The sequence below is a fragment of the Sulfurimonas lacustris genome, from assembly GCF_059705355.1.
The window spans coordinates 87,379-108,713 of the sequence record NZ_AP046126.1; the positions used below are offsets into that span (position 1 = coordinate 87,379).

General features: G+C 30.0%; 23 protein-coding genes. 22 read left to right on the forward strand and 1 reads right to left on the reverse strand.

Features of this window, described 5'->3' with window-relative positions:
• The first annotated feature begins 127 nt into the window (after nucleotides 1-127).
• Nucleotides 128-1,342 carry an AAA family ATPase gene (locus AC6H4V_RS12330; RefSeq protein ID WP_497607958.1) on the forward strand — a complete coding sequence of 405 codons (1,215 nt, stop codon included), beginning with the start codon at nucleotides 128-130 and terminating at the stop codon, nucleotides 1,340-1,342.
• A gap of 31 nt (nucleotides 1,343-1,373) precedes the next feature.
• Complete coding sequence (locus tag AC6H4V_RS12335) at nucleotides 1,374-2,315, forward strand: hypothetical protein (protein ID WP_428017866.1); 942 nt, start codon at nucleotides 1,374-1,376, stop codon at nucleotides 2,313-2,315.
• Between the two features lie 28 nt (nucleotides 2,316-2,343).
• On the opposite strand, the gene AC6H4V_RS12340 is transcribed toward AC6H4V_RS12335, so the two are convergent.
• Nucleotides 2,344-3,690 (reverse strand): type II toxin-antitoxin system HipA family toxin, encoded by a 1,347-nt coding sequence (locus AC6H4V_RS12340; protein WP_497607959.1) that lies wholly within the window; start codon nucleotides 3,688-3,690, stop codon nucleotides 2,344-2,346.
• A gap of 138 nt (nucleotides 3,691-3,828) precedes the next feature.
• Between AC6H4V_RS12340 and AC6H4V_RS12345 the strand changes: the two genes are divergently transcribed.
• The 20 genes from AC6H4V_RS12345 (at nucleotide 3,829) to AC6H4V_RS12440 (ending at nucleotide 21,335) form a co-directional block, all read left to right on the forward strand.
• Nucleotides 3,829-4,671 (forward strand): hypothetical protein, encoded by an 843-nt coding sequence (locus tag AC6H4V_RS12345; RefSeq protein WP_497607960.1) that lies wholly within the window; start codon nucleotides 3,829-3,831, stop codon nucleotides 4,669-4,671.
• A gap of 1,126 nt (nucleotides 4,672-5,797) precedes the next feature.
• Nucleotides 5,798-6,136: a hypothetical protein gene (locus AC6H4V_RS12350; protein ID WP_497607961.1), complete on the forward strand. Its 339-nt coding sequence runs from the start codon at nucleotides 5,798-5,800 to the stop codon at nucleotides 6,134-6,136.
• A gap of 60 nt (nucleotides 6,137-6,196) precedes the next feature.
• The gene (locus AC6H4V_RS12355) at nucleotides 6,197-7,513 is read left to right on the forward strand and encodes an RNA/DNA-binding domain-containing protein (RefSeq protein ID WP_497607962.1); all 1,317 of its coding nucleotides are present in this window, start codon (nucleotides 6,197-6,199) and stop codon (nucleotides 7,511-7,513) included.
• Nucleotides 7,510-9,240, forward strand: a complete 1,731-nt coding sequence (gene dnaG / locus AC6H4V_RS12360) for a DNA primase (protein ID WP_497607963.1) — start codon at nucleotides 7,510-7,512, stop codon at nucleotides 9,238-9,240. Before AC6H4V_RS12355 ends, dnaG begins: the two co-directional genes overlap by 4 nt.
• A gap of 141 nt (nucleotides 9,241-9,381) precedes the next feature.
• Nucleotides 9,382-9,894, forward strand: a complete 513-nt coding sequence (locus tag AC6H4V_RS12365; RefSeq protein WP_497607964.1) for a hypothetical protein — start codon at nucleotides 9,382-9,384, stop codon at nucleotides 9,892-9,894.
• A 120-nt stretch (nucleotides 9,895-10,014) separates the two neighbouring features.
• Nucleotides 10,015-10,359 (forward strand): MarR family EPS-associated transcriptional regulator, encoded by a 345-nt coding sequence (locus AC6H4V_RS12370; RefSeq protein WP_497607965.1) that lies wholly within the window; start codon nucleotides 10,015-10,017, stop codon nucleotides 10,357-10,359.
• Complete coding sequence (locus AC6H4V_RS12375; protein ID WP_497607966.1) at nucleotides 10,356-11,420, forward strand: NAD-dependent epimerase; 1,065 nt, start codon at nucleotides 10,356-10,358, stop codon at nucleotides 11,418-11,420. The genes AC6H4V_RS12370 and AC6H4V_RS12375 overlap by 4 nt, the downstream gene beginning before the upstream one ends.
• The gene (locus tag AC6H4V_RS12380; RefSeq protein WP_497607967.1) at nucleotides 11,417-12,451 is read left to right on the forward strand and encodes an SDR family oxidoreductase; all 1,035 of its coding nucleotides are present in this window, start codon (nucleotides 11,417-11,419) and stop codon (nucleotides 12,449-12,451) included. The genes AC6H4V_RS12375 and AC6H4V_RS12380 overlap by 4 nt, the downstream gene beginning before the upstream one ends.
• A gap of 1 nt (nucleotide 12,452) precedes the next feature.
• The gene (locus tag AC6H4V_RS12385; RefSeq protein WP_497607968.1) at nucleotides 12,453-13,700 is read left to right on the forward strand and encodes a nucleotide sugar dehydrogenase; all 1,248 of its coding nucleotides are present in this window, start codon (nucleotides 12,453-12,455) and stop codon (nucleotides 13,698-13,700) included.
• 3 nt (nucleotides 13,701-13,703) lie between these two features.
• Nucleotides 13,704-14,573 (forward strand): glucose-1-phosphate thymidylyltransferase RfbA, encoded by an 870-nt coding sequence (gene rfbA, locus AC6H4V_RS12390; protein ID WP_497607969.1) that lies wholly within the window; start codon nucleotides 13,704-13,706, stop codon nucleotides 14,571-14,573.
• Complete coding sequence (gene rfbB / locus AC6H4V_RS12395) at nucleotides 14,566-15,711, forward strand: dTDP-glucose 4,6-dehydratase (protein WP_497607970.1); 1,146 nt, start codon at nucleotides 14,566-14,568, stop codon at nucleotides 15,709-15,711. Before rfbA ends, rfbB begins: the two co-directional genes overlap by 8 nt.
• A complete protein-coding gene (locus AC6H4V_RS12400) occupies nucleotides 15,711-16,277 on the forward strand; it encodes an acyltransferase (protein ID WP_497607971.1) in 567 nt (188 codons plus the stop codon). The genes rfbB and AC6H4V_RS12400 overlap by 1 nt, the downstream gene beginning before the upstream one ends.
• Complete coding sequence (locus tag AC6H4V_RS12405; protein WP_497607972.1) at nucleotides 16,274-16,642, forward strand: formyl transferase; 369 nt, start codon at nucleotides 16,274-16,276, stop codon at nucleotides 16,640-16,642. The genes AC6H4V_RS12400 and AC6H4V_RS12405 overlap by 4 nt, the downstream gene beginning before the upstream one ends.
• A gap of 5 nt (nucleotides 16,643-16,647) precedes the next feature.
• The gene (locus AC6H4V_RS12410; RefSeq protein WP_497607973.1) at nucleotides 16,648-17,163 is read left to right on the forward strand and encodes a hypothetical protein; all 516 of its coding nucleotides are present in this window, start codon (nucleotides 16,648-16,650) and stop codon (nucleotides 17,161-17,163) included.
• A complete protein-coding gene (locus AC6H4V_RS12415; RefSeq protein ID WP_497607974.1) occupies nucleotides 17,160-17,756 on the forward strand; it encodes a toll/interleukin-1 receptor domain-containing protein in 597 nt (198 codons plus the stop codon). The genes AC6H4V_RS12410 and AC6H4V_RS12415 overlap by 4 nt, the downstream gene beginning before the upstream one ends.
• Nucleotides 17,757-17,758: 2 nt before the next feature.
• Nucleotides 17,759-18,157: a hypothetical protein gene (locus AC6H4V_RS12420; protein WP_497607975.1), complete on the forward strand. Its 399-nt coding sequence runs from the start codon at nucleotides 17,759-17,761 to the stop codon at nucleotides 18,155-18,157.
• Nucleotides 18,157-18,606 (forward strand): TIR domain-containing protein, encoded by a 450-nt coding sequence (locus AC6H4V_RS12425; RefSeq protein WP_497607976.1) that lies wholly within the window; start codon nucleotides 18,157-18,159, stop codon nucleotides 18,604-18,606. The genes AC6H4V_RS12420 and AC6H4V_RS12425 overlap by 1 nt, the downstream gene beginning before the upstream one ends.
• A gap of 1 nt (nucleotide 18,607) precedes the next feature.
• Nucleotides 18,608-18,793: a hypothetical protein gene (locus AC6H4V_RS12430; RefSeq protein WP_497607977.1), complete on the forward strand. Its 186-nt coding sequence runs from the start codon at nucleotides 18,608-18,610 to the stop codon at nucleotides 18,791-18,793.
• On the forward strand, nucleotides 18,793-19,923 hold the full coding sequence (gene rffA / locus AC6H4V_RS12435) for a dTDP-4-amino-4,6-dideoxygalactose transaminase (RefSeq protein WP_497607978.1): 1,131 nt from the start codon (nucleotides 18,793-18,795) through the stop codon (nucleotides 19,921-19,923). The genes AC6H4V_RS12430 and rffA overlap by 1 nt, the downstream gene beginning before the upstream one ends.
• Nucleotides 19,920-21,335: an oligosaccharide flippase family protein gene (locus tag AC6H4V_RS12440; protein WP_497607979.1), complete on the forward strand. Its 1,416-nt coding sequence runs from the start codon at nucleotides 19,920-19,922 to the stop codon at nucleotides 21,333-21,335. Before rffA ends, AC6H4V_RS12440 begins: the two co-directional genes overlap by 4 nt.

A 21,335-nucleotide genomic window follows, 5' to 3' on the forward strand; every position in this document is an offset into this window, starting at 1 on the left:
CCTCTTAAAGAGGATTATAGTATAATTTAAGTTAATTTTCAAAAATGAAATAATAGATATTTTATGTGCATCTTTACACTTTTTTAGTGTATAAATAAGTAAATAAATATAATTTTAAGTAGGTATTATGTTTGATAAGTTAGATACGAATATTATTGATGGAATGGAGCGAGGATTACTTGCCACTGTATTCTTTGATAATGAAACAATTAAAGAGATTAAAGAAAATATATTTTCAAATCCCCAATATAAAAAAATATTTGAGATAATGAATGAACTATATCTCAACAAGTTTCCTATAAATGAAGAAACAGTTATCGCAAAACTAGATAGCACATTTGAGCAACCTCTTTTAAACATCATAAGTGCCAATCCAATAAGCCATATAGATTCAATATACAATAGCCTACTTGAAAACAACTATAAAATATTTTTACAAACCCAACTTAAAAAAATTGCAGCAGATGAAACTAGTAGTATTGATAAGGTTAATGAACTTGAAGCTCTTATTCAAAGAAGTAGAGATTTTAAAAGACAAGAAATTTTTAATTTCATTGATTTCTCAAAAGCTGAAGAAAAAAATCCAAATTTCTTTTTAGAAGATATCTTACCTATACAAGAACATGAAATTAATATTATCAGTGCTCCTGGTGGAAGTGGTAAAAGTTATGTATCACTATATATAGCATTACAGTTTATACACAAATATACACTTAAAAAGTGTTTTTTATGGTTAAGTGAAGATGAAATAGGGGTATCCAAGAAGAGGGCATCTAGTTTATGTAAAATACATAATGATTTAAACATAAACAATAGGATAACAGTAATTGGGAAAGAAACTCAAGTATTTCATTTCGTAGATAAAAACCTAAACATCAATGCTAAATTTGAATTAATGAAACAACAACTCAAAGACTTTTCTTTAATCGTACTTGATCCATTAATAGCATTTTATGGAGCAGATGAAAATTCAAATGCAGATGCAAGATATTTTATGTCATTGCTAAATAAATGGTGTGTCGATGAAAACAAAACTATTATCTTAATACATCATCATTCAAAAGCAAGTGGGACTAATAAATCTAGTGCTAGAGGGGCAAGTGCATTTATTGATGCATGTAGAATGCATTATGTAATTGAAAAAGTTGAAAATGACACAAGAAGCAGAAAAGTAGTTATTGATAAAACTAATCACTTCTCAAGTGAAAAACATGACTATATAATTAAACTATTTGATACAAAAGTTGAAGTTAAAACATTCGAACCGCAAAAAGAAACTCCTAAAAAATATTCAATGCCAACACTTGGTAATTTGGATGATACAGAGGTAGAAGAATTATGACTACAATTAAAACTCAAAAGAGGACGAAATAATGGCTGAAGAAAATAACGAAAAGAAAAAACCATCAAGCCCTAGAAAAAGAACTCCTAAAAAAAATATGAGTTTGCTCCCAGATGAAGGACAAATGATACAATACAGTCTTTTTGATACAAAACAAAAGATTAATGAATCAACTTCAACTTTAATGGACCTAAGAGTCAGTCCATTTATGCCGGTAGATAAAATCTCTCACAATAGTGCACTGGCTAGAGAATTTGTTGCAAATAAAAATATTCTAAAAAGAGAAACTGCTTTTGGTACTGTAGAGATAAGAAATAGGTTACTAACTCAATACCACAAAATGATATTAGACTGCATTATGGTTCACAATATAAGGTCTGTTGTTTACAAAGGTACGATTGCTATTTATTTTAGTATCTATGAAATAGCTCAACAATTAGGATTAGAGTGGAATGGTAAAACTCAAAAAAACATTCAAGAAGCCATAGAATATATCAAAGATGTTGTTATAGTAAGAACAGATGCAGATAATCCTTCTATTACATCAAGTTACAACATTATCCAGGAAATGAAATACAGCTCAAAAGAACAAGCATATGTGATTGTATTATCATCACAATATGCAGAGTATTTTAATAAAACAATATCTATCAACTATAATAAGAGGTTTGATGAGCTTATTGGAATAAGAGGGAAGGGCAGTGCTTTTATTAGGTCAATTATAGAATTCTTCATTACTCACGATGCAAGTGCAGATAATATTCAAAGAATGAAACTAATGCAGCTTCTTGAAACTATAAACTATCCTTGTCAAACTCCAAGACAAGTAACCTCTGCAAAACAGTATCTAAAAGAGTATGAGAAAGAATTAGCAAAATTCAATATCAAGTACTATTCAGGTTCACAACTGTTTGAATACACTGGAACTACAGATATTAGATTTATTCCTCCATTAGAGGGTCTTTTAGATTAATTAGATATTTATTCTTTTTTTCGATAGACTACTCCCAAATGCTATCACTGATAACTTTTTCTAACAAGTTATTATTTAAATAATCCACCCTATTTTTAAAATACTCTTTTAAAATAATTTCAAATGGTTTTTGTCCACCATATTTGCTAGTATAATAGGGTAGGGCTTTTATATTAGCAGGGAATTTTTCAATATAACCCTCAAAAATGTCTATAAATTGCTTTGATGTGTGCTCTATTAAATTTTGAGCTTTTTCTTCACTAATATCTATCCCGGAAGCAAGTTGTAATAAATCTACTTTTTTTATTTTACTAGTTTTGTTACCAATTTTTAATCCCACATCATTTACTTTTGTATCTTTATAGATTTTTGTTGTGGAGATATCATAAAAAGGGGATAGCTGCATAGTTTTTTCATCAAGGCTATTACTTGCATATATTAGCGAAAGATTTTTTGCATGCAAGTCTCCATGACCAATAACAACAGAAAAAATTATAAATCTAAAAAGCTCTACAAGCTGCTCTTTTGAAATATGCTTTTTTGCAATCTCCATTACATCTCTCATAGAAACTTTATATTTTTGATCACTATTTTTATTCATCAATGTCAGAATTTCATGATGGTCAATTTTAAGTTCACCATACCTATCATATCTTTTGATAATATAGTGATAATCACTTCCATGCTTTATAATCGCATTGTATGGAACACTAAATCCAAAATCACGAGCTAAACTCATAAACATATGCTCATTTATAAGTAAAAAAGGAATATAACTTCTATCTTTGTCATGTGGTGCATAAGTTGTATAATATTTGCTATAAGGTTTCATAAAATAGTTGCTACTTTTTGATTCATCATATCTTATAGACTTTTTATCATCATCTTTTATAACACTAAACTTGTATTGGTACCCTGAAAGTCCTATCACTTTACTATTAGCTAGACCACTTGGATATAAGATTGAATCATCTATATCTAAAGAATACTCTAAAATATTTGGAAATGTATAGTTATTATCAAGTATCTCTTCTTTTACATCATTAAAATGAAAAATATTTTGCTCTTGAAGGTCAAGTTTTTCAAAATCTTCTTCTGTGTAAAATTCATAGCTTCCATGTATATCACTAAGATAAAGTAAAACTTCAATTTCTGTTGTGATATTGTTTTGAACTTTTATAAAATTTACTTGCTCAAACTCTGGTAACATATTCTCAAAAATTGGAAATAGAGTATTTGAAGTGTTTTCTTTCTCTTTTAACCCTTGAAGATAACTATCTACTAATAGTGCATCACTATAAATAAATTTAATTTTTCCACTCTCTTGGCTAAGTGTTCCTATAAATTGCTTATTTTTTACTACAAATATTTTCATTCTTACTCTTTAATTAAGTATATATACTTAATTATAACAAACTTTAAATAAATGTCAAATATTTTATGAGAATTTTCTCTTGACAATTTTTTATATATATGATATAGTAAAGTAAATTTACTTTACTAAGACTAATAAATGAAACAAGACTATTTTACACTAAATAAAAAAGAGATTTTGAAAACTATTAGAGCATTTGAGTTTTTATCTCAAGAGCAATTAAAAGAGATATTAGAGCAGCTAAAAGATGAATCTTTAGTATCAAGCAGTTTATCGTTCAACTCTTTTTTATTAAAACTTATTGATGAAGGGTTGACTCAAAAAAGTCTTACTATAAGAGGTCATATCAAAACAAGATATACTTTTTATCAAGATTTTAATATCTACGATTTTTGTGATTCCTTAGAAAAAAATAGTTTTTTTTCTATGAGTACAGCTTTAAATCTTCAAGGGTTAAGTGACTTTAGAAGAGATTTTATATTTGTTTCAAAAGAAAGAACCACAAGAATAGAGCAGGGCAATGTAACTTTAACTCAAGAAGATATAGATAATGCTTTTAGCAAAAAGCCAAGAAGAACCAATGCCTATGATAAGATTAATAATCATATTGTAGTTTTATTGGAAGCAAACAATACTGACACATTTGAAATTATCGAATATAATGAATATAAAGTATCTTCAATTAATCGAGCTTTTGTAGAGATGATAAGTAATGTACAATATTTACAATCAAGTGAAGCGATAATAGAAGTGTTTGCAAAAATTAAAGATAAACTCGATATTGATAGAATTTACACTATCATAGAAAAATTTGATTTTATTTATCCATATTTTCAATTAGCTGGGTTTTATCTAGAAAGAATTGGATTTTCAAAAACAGAGCTTGAAAAATTTTATACCCAAAAATCAGAACTTAATTTTTATACCCAAAAAAATAAAAATCAATATGGGTTTGATGGGTATTGGAAAATCTACTATTAAGAGGACATCTTTTTGATATCTAGTTTAAACTCTCTTTAAAACTTACAACCAAAGTACATACTATTTGCTATTAAAACCATTGATTTTTTGATAGAAATAGTAATCTAACTACTTTTTTACACCCAAAGTACACTACATACTCTTTAAAGCCCTATAAATTGGAGCCAAATAAGGGTTTTACACTTATACAAAATTAAAGACTTATACAGTTTTTTTTAAAAATGGTTACTAATATAGTAGAAAAAAGCCAACTTTGTAAAAGAAGTATCCACATACTATGAGATTTACACCCAAAGTACATGTGTTCTTAAGTAAATAGCAGAAATATGAATAATCTACACCCAAAGTACATCAAAATAGAATATAGATAGTACTAACAAAAATAAAGTACTAAAACTAGTATAAATGCCGATAAATAGGCTTATTATCAGGGATTTAAAGCCAAAAATTACACCCATTTCTCATCAACTTACACCCAAAGTACACTATATTCACCCAAAGTACATCAACTGAACATAGCTTACACCCAAAGTACAAGTACCAAAAAAAGGGGAATACACCCAAAGTACACTATACGAATATGGTTCATTTTTATATAGAATTGTAAGTAATAGTAATTACAAAATGATATATATAGGCGATTTTTAGGGGTATTTAGAGGATAAAGCTTATAATTACAAATGATTACACTTCACCCAAAGTACATCAAATACAACCAAAGTACATTAACCAAGCACCCAAAGTACACGAAAACGATTGAAATTTACACCCAAATCACACTAGTTTACAACCAAAGTACACTATGCTCTAAAGACTATAAAAGACTTTTAAAGAAGTCTTTTTATTAGGACTCTTTTTAGGAGTCCATAAAAAGTAAAAGAAGAAAATAATTAGAAAGAAAAAGCAATCCAAGTCATTGTTTTTTTATATTTTAGCAGAAAATTTTTTTAATTATTGGTTTATAATACTAAAATACCTTTATAATTTGATAAGATAATTTACAATTTAAAGCTACAAAAGAGTGTATCCATGTTGAAATTTAAATATCTTTCAAAATCTACTTATGACCCTCTTATAAAATTTAATGTAAAATGTAGATATTTTTAGATTTAAAGAGGTGATTATTTTGGAAACTATAAATAATAGACTAATTAATATTGACAAACAGATGTTAGCTGATATTGAGGGTTCTTATTTGTCGATTTATAAAATCAAAAAAGATTGTAAACCATTTTTAAATTTAATTGAAAGAAATAAATCATTACAAGAAGCTGCATATATTGTAAATCCAAATTTTAATGATGCAAAAGGAAGCGTATTTTTAAAAGATGATGGAGAGTTATTATATGAAGCAGATTTTTTTGCAAATACAATTATAAATGAACCATTAGATTTTGAGTACAAAGTCAAAGAATATACTTATAATCATCCATTTTCAAAAACATTTCATAGCTTTTTTTTATAAACAATTGACAAGTAAGGAACTGGTTAGAGATGTTTTTATTTATGCTAGAGGAGACAATCGATGAATTTAATTGAATCTCATAGAGTCGAGCATAAACAATCCCTAACTGATACATTTGAAAAAGAAGTAGTAGCTTTTTTAAATTATCATGAGGGTGGAATAATTTATATTGGAGTTGATAAAGATGGCAAAATAGTAGGTTGCCAAAATCCTGATGAAACGCAACTCAAAATCAAAGATAAACTAAAACATAATATCTCTCCATCTTGCCTTGGTCTTTTTGAAGTTATTTTAGAAACTATTGAAGAGCAGTCAATTATAAAAATCATAATTGCAAGCGGTAGAGAAACTCCTTATTACATCAAAAAAAATGGAATGTCTGAAAAAGGTTGCTACATAAGAGTTGGAAGCAGTAGTGAGCCTATGAGCCAAACTATGATTGAAGATTTATTTGCTAAAAGAGTTAGAAATTCACTTGGAAATATAAAATCAAGAAGACAAGATTTAACTTTTGAGCAATTAAAAATATATTATGAAGAGAAAGGTTTAAAGCTAAATGAAAAATTTGCTTCAAATTTAGAACTTCTTACAGATGATGACTATTACAATTATGTAGCATACCTTATGGCTGATAGTAATGGGGTTTCAATAAAAGTAGCAAAATATGCTGGAACAAATAAAGTTGATCTTATAGAAAACAATGAATACGGCTACTGTTCAATTATAAAAGCTACAAAAAGAGTTCTTGAAAAATTAGAAATAGAAAATAAAACAGCAGCACTTATAACTTCAACTACTAGAAAAGAACAACCCCTTTGGAATAAAGTGGCCTTAAGAGAAGCGGTTATAAATGCTATCGTTCACAATGATTACACCACTGAAAATCCTCCTGTATTTGAGATATTTAGTGACCGCATAGAGATAACTTCCACAGGTGGATTATCGATTATAAAAAATATAGATGATTTTTTTTCTGGGTATTCTAACCCTACAAGTAGAGAGCTTATGAGAATTTATAAAGACTTAGAACTTGTAGAGCATTTGGGTTCAGGACTAAATAGAATACTTGAAGCATATGATAAAGATAGCTTTCTCATAAAACAAAACTATATGAAAAATATTTTTTATAAAAATGAAACACCTTTGAATGGCGTAGTATCTGGCGGTGTAAATGGCGTAGTATCTGGCGGTGTAACAGAACTTTTAGAGTTTATACAAACAAATCCTGGATTGAGAGCAAATGAATTAAGCAAACATATTGACACACCACTAAGAACTGTTCAAAGATGGCTTAAACAATTAAAAGAGGAAAACAAAATAGAGTTCCAAGGAGCACCTAAAACTGGTGGATATGTTTTAAAGGATATGGAGTCTTGATCTTAAAAACTTCAATAGAAAATCTCAAAAATCAAATTGATATTGTTGATATAGTTTCTTCATTCATAGAGCTAAAAAAATCAGGTGCAAATTTTAAAGCTTGTTGCCCTTTTCATGGAGAAGATACAGCATCCTTTACAGTGAGTCCTGCAAAGCAGATATATCATTGTTTTGGGTGTTCTAATGGTGGAGATGCTATAAAGTTTGTTATGGAGTACGAAAAGCTTTCATATCCTGAAGCAATAGAGAAGATAGCCACACTTACAAACTTCAATCTTGAATATGATAACAATGACTCACAAGCTCTAAATACTTCAATTCTTGATGCAGTTAACAACTACTATCAAAACAATTTATTGAGTAATCAAAATGCCATACAATATCTCTATTCAAGAGGAATTACAAAAGAATCTAGAGATAAATTTCAAATAGGTTATGCATCTAGCTCTAATGACACTATAAACTATCTAAGAAACAACTTTTTTGATCTAAGCATGGCAATAGAGCTTGGAATCATTGATAGTGGTTCTAATGGCTTGTATGCAAGATTTATAGAAAGAATTACATTTCCAATATTTTTACAAAGTGGCAAGTTAGTAGGGTTTGGTGGAAGAACTATATCAGGGCATAATGCAAAATATGTAAACTCTCCTGCAACAAAACTTTTTAACAAGTCTGCATTGCTCTTTGGGTACAACCTTTCAAGAGAAAGTATTTATCAATCAAAAGAGATAATAATTACAGAGGGTTATCTTGATGTTGTAATGCTCCATCAAGCAGGATTTGCCAATTCAGTAGCAACACTTGGAACTGCACTTACATCTCAACACATACCGCTTTTAAAAAAATCAGATGCAAAAGTAATATTGGGCTATGACGGTGATAAAGCTGGTATGGAAGCTGCTTATAAAGCTTCAATACTATTAGCACAAAATGACTTTGTTGGTGGAGTTGTGATTTTTCAAAATGGACAAGATCCTGCTGATTATGTAAAAGAGGGTAGGGTAGATGAATTAAAGTCCTTACTTTTATCGCCCAAAACAAACGGAGTGCAGTTTCCTCGAAAGTACTTTGTAGAATTTGCATTAGATTATATTGTTAAGGATAATTTAGGAAACTATAGATTTGATATAAATAGACCAGAAGAAAAGCAAAAAATACTAGTAAAAATAGAGGAATTTCTTTCTACATTAAAGCCTGTAATGGCAGAAGAGTTCAAGGGTTATGCTGCACATCTTATAAATTTACACCCAAAGTACATCAAAACGACTTTAGGAGTTTCCTCGAAAACACAAAAATCAAACACACTCAAAAACAACTACAAAACACCTAATAGCCCTCAAAATCAGATGATTGACATTACTGAAATTTTAATACTGCAAGGGATTTTAAACTATCCTTATAAAAAAGATATTATCTTAACTGCACTTGATAGTTCAATGTTTGATTTACACAGGGAAGAATTTGAATATTTACTAAATGGAAATATAGAAAAGCTAACATCAATTATTGCAAGAACAGAACTTCAAACATTAACACTTAAAGAATATCAAATTCAACTATGTGATTTTTTATTGAAATACTATAAAAAACAATTTGAACTTATCTCTAAAGATAAAACTTTAACTTTCAAAGAAAAATCAACCGCTACAAAAGAGTTTAGAATAATTGAACAAAGATTAAAAGGTAGAAATTTATTGCCTTTTTTTAATTTGAGAAAAAATTAGACTCTCAAATTAAGTATAAACACCATTTGGTTTTTTATTCCAAAATTAAAGCCAGTTCATTATTCTAGATTGAGTAAACATAGTAACAAACATATTTTTTTCTACTAAAATTTTTTAAAAATAAATTTAGGAGTTAAAAATATGTTTAGTTGTGATGATATGAAAAATATAAATGATATATTTTACAATTTTCAATGTATCCCTGGAGTAAAGAGTGGAATAAGAAGAGATTTTTTATTTGAAGATTATGTTATTAAAAATGGCATTACCTATATACATGATTCAAACTTATGTTTTTGTGTAGCTCGTGACATGTTAAAACAAAATATAGTTAAAAAAGTATTATATATCGATACCGTAAATAGTATTGAGTCCCTAGAAACACTAGGTAGAACGAGATTTATATTAGATAATTTAGAAAATATGTGTTATATGATAAATCAAAAAAGATTTTTAGATCTAATGTGTTTAAAAATGATAGTGCAGTTGGATATTAATTTAAAGGAATATTTATTTGTAATTGATTCAATATCAGATGTTGATGATATATTATATGAAAAATTTAAGTCTGTACAAAAAGATATTTTAAGAAAAGGTGGTTCAATCATATTACAATTAAAACCTAAACTAGTAGAATTACCTGAATTGCAATAATAACAATTTGTAATAAATGTGATTATATCTGTTTCAAAATTAAAATTATTTAATCATGTTCAAAGTCTAAACACTATACAATTCAATCACTAAACACGATTTATACAAAAGGTTAAAAAATTGACTCAAGAAGAGATTGAATTAGAGGTTTTAAGATCATTAGGAAAAGTAACTAATCAACGAACTATAGGTGAAGAGATAGGATATAGTGCGGGTAAGGTTAACTATATTCTTAAAAAACTTGTGGAAAAAGGTTTGGTTAAAGTTGATAGATTTGTAAATTCAGATAGTAAAATACAATACAAATATCTTTTAACACCAACTGGAATAAAAGAAAAAATAGCTCTAACAGATAAATTTATTGAAATCAAAAAAGAAGAATACGATAGACTTCAAAAGCAAAAAAAAGAGTATGAAGAGATGTATGATTTGTCAAATCTTAAAAAGGCACATTGTACTAAATGAAAATATTAGTAACAGGAACAGCAGGATTTATAGGATATCACTTAGCTAAAAAACTTCTTGAAAGAGGTGATGAAGTAGTAGGTCTTGATAATATCAATGACTACTATGATGTAAATCTCAAATATGCAAGGATAAATGAACTTGGAATAAATAAAGATGACTTAAAAGACAATGTGCTATTATCATCAAAAACTTACCCCAAACACAAATTCATAAAAGCAAACCTAGAAGATAGCCAAACTATAAACAACCTTTTTGAAACTGAGAAATTTGATGCAGTTTGTAACTTAGCAGCTCAAGCAGGAGTAAGATACTCTATAGAAAATCCCCATGCTTATATTCAAAGTAATGTAGTAGGTTTTATGAATATTCTAGAAGCTTGTAGAAACTATGGTGTAAAAAACCTATCTTATGCATCTAGCTCATCAGTATATGGACTAAATAAATCACAACCATTCAAAACTAGTGACCATACAGACCATCCAGTATCTCTTTATGCAGCTACTAAAAAGAGCAATGAGATGATGGCTCACACATACTCTCATCTATATGGAATTTTGGCAAGTTCTTTGAGATTTTTTACTGTGTACGGGGAGATGGGACGACCAGATATGGCACCTATGCTTTTTGCTGATGCTATCACAAATGACAGACCTATAAAAGTATTTAACCATGGAAATATGTCTAGAGACTTCACTTATGTAGGTGATATAGTAGATGGTATTATCAAAGTTATAGATAATCCAGCCAAACAATCTGATAAATTCGATGCTAACAATCCAGACCCATCAATATCAACTGCACCATATAGAATATACAATATCGGAAACAACTCTCCAGTGCAACTTTTAGATTTTATTAAAACCCTAGAAAAAGCTATAGGAAAAGAGGCTACAAAAAACTTCATGGATATGCAAGATGGAGATGTAGTATCTACCTATGCAGATGTAAGTGACCTTGTGAATGATTTTGGCTATAAGCCTGATACATCGCTTGAAGTGGGGATTGAAAGATTTGTGAAGTGGTATAAAGAATTTTATAGGAAAGAGGATAATAAATGAAATACAATGAAGTAAAAAAAGAACTTTTAACCAATCAAAAAACTTGGCTAGTTACAGGAGTTGCAGGGTTTATTGGCTCAAATCTAGTAGAACAATTACTAAAGCTTAATCAAAAAGTAATAGGGCTTGACAATTTTGCTACAGGACATAAGCATAATTTGGAGCATATCAAAAACTCTGTTTCTAGAGATCAATGGGTAAATTTTGCTTTTACAGAGGGTGATATAACAGACTATAAAACTTGCATAGAAATCACTAAAAATGTAGATATAGTTCTTCATCAAGCAGCACTTGGATCAGTTCCAAGGTCTATCGATAATCCTATAAATTCAAATGCTTCAAATGTAAGTGGATTTTTAAATATGCTTACAGCTTCCAAAGCGAATGGAGTAAAAAGATTTGTTTATGCTTCAAGTTCATCTGTATATGGTGACTCAGCTGAACTTCCAAAAGTGGAAAGCAGAACAGGTAATCTACTCTCTCCTTATGCTGTCACAAAATATGTCAATGAACTTTATATGGGAGTATTTTATAAATGTTATGGGTTTGAATCTATAGGGCTTAGATACTTCAATGTATTTGGCAAAAGACAAGACCCAAATGGAGCTTATGCTGCAGTGATGCCAAAGTGGATATCACAAATGCTAAATGGTGAAGATGTCTATATAAATGGTGATGGTGAAACAAGTAGAGATTTTACTTACATCGACAATGTAGTTCAAGCAAATATATTAGCAGGGACTACTACAAATACACAAGCTTTTGCAAAGGCTTACAACACAGCAGCAGGTGGAAGAGAAACTTTAAACAATCTCTTTGAAGCTATCAGAAATGAACTTGAAGCAAAACTACCAGAGCTAAAAATCAAAGATGCTCTCTATAGAGATTTTAGAGCTGGAGATATAAGGCACTCAAATGCTAATATAGATAGTGCAAAAGAGTTGCTAGGATATGAACCAACTCATACACTTGAACTTGGACTCAAAGAATCAATAGAGTGGTATATAAATGATATTAAAGGAGTTAAATAAAATGAAAAACAAGATATGTGTAATAGGACTTGGATATGTTGGGCTTCCACTAGCTCATGCATTTAGTGAAAAGTATGAAGTAGTAGGATTTGATATATCAAAGTGGAGAATAGATGAACTTACAAGTGGATATGATAGAACTTTAGAACTTTCAAAAGAACAAGTTAATGAAGCTATAAATAATGGTATGAAATTTTCTTTAGATATAAATGACATAAAAGATTGTAATATCTACATAGTAACAGTACCGACTCCAATAGATAAAAATAAAAGACCTGATTTAACTCCTCTTATAAAGGCTTCTGAAACAGTAGGTAAAGTGCTTAAAAAAGATGATATAGTCATCTATGAGTCAACTGTTTACCCAGGTGCTACAGAAGAAGACTGTGTGCCTATCTTAGAAAAATTTTCTAATCTAAAATTTAATCAAGATTTTTTCTGTGGTTATTCTCCTGAGCGAATTAATCCAGGTGATAAGGAACATACGGTTACAAAGATACTAAAAGTTACTTCTGGTTCAACTCCTGAGATAGGTCAAAAAGTAAATGAGCTCTATGCGAGTATCATCACAGCTGGTACTCACTTGGCTCCTACTATCAAAGTTGCAGAAGCAGCAAAAGTTATAGAAAACTCTCAAAGAGATATCAATATAGCATTTGTAAATGAACTTGCAATCATCTTTAATAAACTTGGTATCAATACAAATGATGTACTAGAAGCTGCAGGAACAAAATGGAATTTCTTGCCATTTAAACCAGGACTTGTTGGAGGACACTGTATTGGTGTAGATCCATACTATCTTACTCATAAAGCTCAAAGTATAGGATATAACCCAGAAATTATACTAGCAGGAAGAAGACTAAATGATAATATGGGAATCTATGTAGCAAATCAAGTAATAAAATTGATGATAAAAAAAGGTCACAAAATCGAAGGTTCAAAAGTTTTAGTCCTTGGTATCACTTTCAAAGAAAATTGTCCAGATATACGAAATAGCAGAGTGATAGATGTAATAGAAGAGCTAAAAGAGTTTGGATGTGATATCACAGTTTCTGACTATTGGGCAGATAAAGACGAAGTAAAACATGAGTACAATCTAAACTTAGATAATGATGTGAGCTATGATGATTATGAAGCTATAATCTTAGCTGTATCACATGATAAATATAAAAATTTAACATTTGAAAATAAAAATCAAATTGTTTATGATATTAAATCAATTTTAAAAGATAGTGATGGAAGATTATAGAAAATGAAAGGTATTATCTTAGCAGGAGGAAGTGGGACACGACTATATCCAGTAACAAGAAGCATAAGTAAGCAACTACTTCCAATATACGATAAACCTATGGTTTATTATCCATTGTCAGTTCTTATGCTTGCAGGCATAAAAGATGTACTAATCATATCAACTCCTGAAGATTTACATAAATTTGAAGAGCTTTTAGGTGATGGGAGTGACTGGGGTATAAATCTTAGCTATAAGATTCAACCTTCTCCAGATGGGCTTGCACAAGCATTTATACTTGGTGAAGAGTTCATCGGTGATGATAGTGTCTGTTTAGTACTTGGTGATAATATATTTTATGGTCATGGATTTACTCCATTACTTAAAAAAGCAGCTTCTTTAAAAGAGGGTGCTGTTGTCTTTGGTTACCAAGTAAAAGACCCTGAACGATTTGGCGTAGTCGCGTTTGATGAAAACCAAAAAGCGATAAGCATAGAAGAAAAACCAGCTCACCCAAAGTCAAATTTTGCAGTAACGGGACTTTACTTTTATGATAATTCAGTAATAGAAATAGCTAAAAGTATAAAACCATCTCATAGAGGTGAACTAGAAATTACAACTGTAAATGAAGAGTATTTACAAAGAGACAAACTCCAAGTAGAACTACTCGGTCGTGGTTTCGCTTGGCTAGATACGGGTACACATGATAGCCTTTTAGAAGCTAGTTCATTTGTACAGACTATAGAACATAGACAAGGCTACAAAATAGCTTGTCTAGAAGAGATAGCTTATAATAATGGCTGGATAAATAAAGAAAAAGTATTAGAAATAGCAGACCCACTTAGTAAAAATGGCTATGGACAATACTTAAAAGAGTTGGTGAAAAATGACTAATATTTTATTAACAGGAACAGCAGGCTTCATAGGCTCAAACTTCGTTCCATACTTTTTAGAAAAATACCCAGAGTACAATCTCATAAACCTAGACCTACTAACATATGCAGGTAACTTAGAAAACCTAAAAGAGTGTGAAACAAATCCAAGATATAAATTTATCAAAGGTGATATCTGTAATAGAGAATTAGTTGAATTTATATTTAGTGAATATGATATTCAAGGAGTTATTCACTTTGCAGCTGAATCTCATGTAGATAACTCTATTAAAAATCCAGGTGTGTTTGTGCAAACAAATGTAAATGGAACATTTACACTAATAGATGTAGCCTATAAACACTGGATGGATAAACCATTTGTCTATAAAGAGCATTTCGGACGTGCGACTTCAGTCGCACCTAATGAGACTGTAGAAAACTCAGGTGAGGTTGAAACCTCACGTCCAAACAAAGTGCTTCCACGATTTCACCATATCTCAACTGATGAAGTGTATGGAACACTTACTCTAAATCCAAATGATCTGTTTACAGAAAAAACACCATATGCTCCAAACTCTCCATACTCCGCTTCAAAAGCTTCAAGTGATATGATAATAAGAGCATATAATGAAACTTATGGATTAAATACAGTTATTACAAACTGCTCAAATAACTATGGTCCAAAACAACATGATGAAAAATTAATCCCTACGATTATAAGAAATGCTTTGAAACAAAACCCAATCCCAATTTATGGAGATGGAAAGAATATAAGAGATTGGTTGTATGTACTTGATCACTGTAAAGGTATAGATCTAGTTTTCCATAATGGAAAAATTGGACAAACATATAATATCGGTGGGAGAAATGAGAGAACAAATCTTCAAATAGTTGATAGAATCTGTACTATTTTAGATGAAAAAGTACCTCCATCAAACGGACGTGCGACTTCAGTCGCACCTAAAACAGGTGAGGTTGAAACCTCACGTCCGAAGAGTTATAAAGATTTGATAACTTTTGTTGAGGATCGTGCAGGACACGATAGAAGATATGCGATAGATGCTACAAAACTAGAAAATGAGCTTGGTTGGAAAGCAGATGAGAATTTTGAGAGTGGGATTGTTAAGACTATTGAGTGGTATTTAAGGAAATATAAATAATGGCATATTATACAGAAGAGCAATTAAAACGATTAGGTTTTAAGAATATTGGAAAAAATGTAAAAGTAAGTGACAAGGCAAGTATTTATAACTGTGACCAAATTGAAATTGGTGATAATTCAAGAATAGATGACTTTTGTGTTATTTCTGGAAAAATCAAAATTGGTAGAAATGTTCATATTGCTCCATTTTGTTTAGTTGCAGGTGGAGAAAAAGGGATTGTTTTTGAAGATTTTTCAGGACTTGCTTATCAAGTTCAAGTATTTACTCAGTCTGATGATTATAGTGGCAGAACTTTGACAAATCCAACTATTCCAGATGAGTATAAAAAAGAAGCAAAAAAAGAAATTATTTTAGGAAAGCATTCTATAGTAGGAGCTGGAAGTATTATTATGCCAGGTGTTGTATTGGCAGAAGGAACTTCAGTAGGTGCATTGTCTTTAGTTAGAAAAAAAACTGAAGAGTGGAGCATATATCTTGGAAATCCAGCTAAAAAAATCACAAGCAGAAAAAAAGACTTATTAGAACTTGAAAAAAAATACATAGAAAATGAGGGTCAACTATGAATAAAATAGCTTTTTATATTATGAATTCAAAAGGGTTTTATGTACTTAAAAACTTTATAGAGAAGTTTGGAAGCTCATCTGTTGCATATGTAGTAAGTGGTGAAGATAAAAATATCCAAAAAGATTTTTTTGATGAGATAAAAGAGTTGGCTACAAAAGAGAAAATCATATTTTTTAGTCGATTTGAAAATGTTGTACCGATTGAAAAAGAGTTTAACGGATATAAGTTTGCTATAGGTTGGAGATGGCTTATCAAAGATGAGAGAGATTTAATCGTTTTTCATGATTCACTTTTGCCAAAATACAGAGGCTTCGCTCCACTTGTAAATTGCTTAGTCAATAATGAAAATCGGGGGGGGGGGTAACAGCTTTGTTTGCTAGTAATGAATACGATAAAGGTGATATTATCGCTCAAAGAAGTTTTGAGATAAATTACCCTATAAAGATAAGTGAAGCTATAAATCAAATAGAACCTCTCTATTTTGAACTTGTAGATGAAATTTTTACAACTATTCAAGATAAAGATAAGTTAAAAGCTACACAACAAGATGAAAGCAAAGCTACCTATAGTCTTTGGCTTGATGGTGAAGATTATTTTATAGATTGGTCTTGGAGTGCTGATAAAATCAAGAGATTTGTAGATGCAGTTGGATATCCATATGATAATGCAAAAGCATATCTAAATGGTGAAATAGTCAAGTTTATTGATGTTGAAATAGTTGAAGATGTAGTAGTTGAACATAGAGAACGACATATAGGAAAAGTGATATTTATCAAAGATGGGATGCCTATAGTTGTTTGTGTTGAGGGATTAATAGGATTGAAAGATATTAGAGATAAAAATGACAATGAGATGTTTATAAATTTTAGGAGTAGGTTTAAATGAGTTTTTTTATAGAATCGCAAGTAAGACAAAAAGCTACACAAGCTAAAAGTTTTAAGTCATTATCTACTGAAGAGTTGTTACTAGAATCAAATGAAAAACTTAAATCAAGTGAAGAGAGCTATGATATTTTTTTATCTCATAGCTTCAAAGATGCAGATCTTATCTTGGGTATTAAAGAAATACTTGAAGATGAATATCAATATAGTGTTTATGTAGATTGGATAGAAGATCAACATCTTGAAAGGGATAAAGTAACTAAAAATACAGCTCAAGTATTAAAAAATAGAATGGATAGTGCTAAAAGTTTACTCTATATTACCACCGAAAACTCTGAAACCTCAAAATGGATGCCATGGGAATTAGGTTATTTTGATGGTGTGAATGGACATGTAGCAATATTACCTATTATGAAACATGATCTTGATACTACATATGAAGGGCAAGAGTATTTAGGACTTTATCCATATATCACATACTCATCAGTGAGAGGTTTAATATTAAAAGAGAATAAAAAAAGTACTTCAACAGCAAGATTATTTAAAGATATGCTTCTAAGCACTGAAATTGCAAAATTTGAGGATTGGATAAACTGATAATGAGTCAAGAAAAACTAAAACATTTAGAGTTTATTCAAAATGTGATTACTAGAATGAACAGTAACTCTTTTACTATAAAAGGGTGGTGTATTACAATAGTTTCTGCTTTTTTAGCATTATATGCATCAAGTAATAATGTAGATTTTTTATTAGCTGGACTACCTACAATATTGTTATTTTGGTATCTTGATAGTTTTTATTTGACACAGGAGAGAAGATATAGAGAACTATACAACGATAAAGTTGCAGATAAAGATATAGAAGATTTTAATATGAATGCTTCAAAGTATACAGATAAAACTTTTGTATCAAGTTTTTGTTCTCTGACTATATTACCACTTTATTTTGGTATGGGTTTATTTTTAATTTTAATTTATTTGTATATGAGGTGTAGCTAATGGCAAGAAAAGTATTTTTTAGTTTCAAATATGAAGATGTGAGTCGTGCTATGAATGTAAGACATAGTTGGGTAACAAAACCTGATAAAGAAACAGCTGGCTTTATAGATAAAGCAGATTTTGAAAAAGTAAAACAAAAAGGTGACCAAGCTATAAAAAACTGGATAGACAATCAACTCAAAGGTACTAGTGTAACTGTAGTTTTGGTTGGTGAAAAAACTTGCCAGAGCAAATGGGTAAAGTACGAGATAGAAGAGAGCATAAAAAGAGGTAACGGTCTATTAGAGATTGATGTCAGTAAAATAAAATGCATGCAAAAGAAAACAACATCAAGATGTAACTGGATGTTAGAAAAAAAATATAGTAAACATTTATGGAACAAGCATAAAGGTCATGAAAATTTAGGTCAATGGGTAAAAGATGCAGCTATACAAGCAGGGAGGAATTAAAATGTATTCTATATCAATTCAAAATAAAGTTTTACTTTTTAAAAATGGAGCATTAATAGGTGAAGCAACAATAGAGAAAATTGAAGATTTTTGTATAGAACACAGTTTGCTATTACCTGAAGTTTGGGATGAAAATGATGATAATTGTAAGTTATTAATAAAAGAATATTTTGGAGCAAGAGAATAATGATACCATTTAACAAACCACCTTTTACAGGGAATGAAGAAAAATATGTAATAGAGTCGATGAGAAGTAATAAAATATCAGGTGATGGGCAATTTACTAAAAAATGCCATCAATGGTTTGAAGAAAAACTAAAATGTAAAAAAGCACTGCTTACTACAAGCTGTACCCATGCTCTTGAGATGGCTGCTATTTTACTAGATATACAAGAGGGTGATGAAGTCATTATGCCTTCATATACTTTTGTAAGTACTGCAAATGCATTTGTACTAAGAGGGGCTAAAATTGTATTTGTAGATATTCGCCCAGATACTATGAATATCGATGAGACAAAGATAGAGCAAGCGATCACAGATAAAACAAAAGTTATCGTTCCAGTTCATTATGCAGGTGTAGGGTGTGAAATGGGTACTATCATGGATATAGCAAATCGACATAATCTTTTTGTAGTAGAAGATGCGGCTCAAGGGATGATGAGTAGCTATAAAGGGAAAGCTCTTGGGACTATAGGGCATTTAGGTGCGTTTAGTTTTCATGAGACGAAAAATTACACAAGCGCAGGTGAAGGTGGACTCCTTATCATAAATGATGAAAGATTTATACAAAGAGCAGAGATTATTCGAGAAAAAGGAACTAATAGAAGCCTGTTTTTTAGGGGTATGGTAGATAAATATTCTTGGGTCGATTTAGGAAGTAGCTATTTAATGAATGATGTAAGTGCGGCGTATTTGTGGGGTAACCTTGAAAAGGCAGATGAGATTAATCAAAATAGATTAAACACTTGGCAAAAATATTACGATGGACTTAAAGAATTGGAAACTAAAGGATTGATAGAGTTGCCAATAGTTTCAAAAGAATGTGTTCATAACGCTCATATGTTTTATATAAAAGTAAAAGATCTTGAAACTAGAAGTGAACTAATAGAACACTTAAAAGAGAATGAGATCTGGTCAGTGTTCCATTACATACCACTTCACTCTGCCCCTGCTGGATTGAAGTTTGGTAGATTTGAGGGAGTTGATGAGTTTACTACGGTTGAGAGTGAGAGGCTTTTGAGGTTGCCTATGTATTATGGGATAAAAGATAGTGAAATATCAAAAGTTATAAAAAGTATGAAAGGTTTTTTTAATTGACTTTAAAAAAAATACTGCAATTTTCATTAGGTCCAATAGGAGCAGCAGGTTTAGGTTTTGTTACATTGCCACTTGTTGCTTGGTATTTCCCTGTTGAAAGTGTTGGACAAATGTCTATGCTACAAGTATCATTGAGTTTTGCTGTTATGTTTTTTAGTTTAGCTATGCATCAAGCTTATGTAAGAGAATACCATGAGATAAATAATAAATCAATATTACTTAAATCTGTAGTATCTCCAGGCTTAATTATACTGTTTAGCGTAACACTGCTAGTTTCTATACTACCATTTTCCATTTCAAAAATACTATTTGATATAGAATCATCATTTGTTAGTGTACTTTTTATAATAAGTATATTTGCAAGTTTTTTTATAAATTTTTTATCTCATGTTTTAAGAATGCAAGAAAGAGGTATAGCTTTTTCTATAACACAGATAATGCCAAAAGCAGTTTTAGTTCTACTTCTTGGATTTGTTATATTTTTAAATTTAGAAAATAGTTTTACTAATCTTTTGATTATAAATACTGTATCTATAGTATTTTCAGTACTTACTTTTTCATATATAACAAAAGATATATGGATACCTGCCATAACTTCAACAGTTGATAAAAAATATATAAAAAAACTTTTAAAATTTAGTTTACCACTAGTTGCAGGAAGTCTTGCTTATTGGGGTCTAACTGCTATGGATAAATTTTTTATACGATATTTATCTAGTTTTGAAGAGTTGGGCGTGTATGCTATTGCTGTAAGCATCGCAGGGGCTGTTAGTATAATATCTACAATATTCTCAAACCTCTGGCATCCCACAGTGTATAAATGGGTAAAAGATGGTGTTGAACCACAAGTTATTCAAAAAGTTATTGAATATATGTTTTTAGGTGTGGTTTTTATTTGGAGTATGGTTGGACTACTATCATGGATAGTTTTATATTTCTTACCAGAACAATATAGCTCTATAGAGTATCTTTTAGTAGCTTGTGTATCTATACCACTTTTTTATATGCTTTCAGAAACTACAGTAGTAGGAATAGGAATTACAAAGCGTTCGATGTTTGCAATGTCAGCATCTATAGCTGCTTTTGTATCTAATGCAATTTTAAATTATTTTTTGATTCCTCAATATGGAGCATCAGGTGCAGCTATAGCAACCGTTATATCATTTTTCATATTTTTTATGGTACGAACTGAATCTAGTGCGTACTTATGGGTATCTTTACCTAGAGTAAAGATTTATTTTTTATTGATATGTTACATGATTACAACAATTGTACTTGTTCTAACAGAAGCAAAAATACAATATTTTTATTTGGTATGGATATTTTTATTTTTAATAAGTACATTATTATATAAAAATAGAGTGAGTTTAGCTATAAAAGAGATTAAAAATTATAAAAGTAGGAGAAAATAA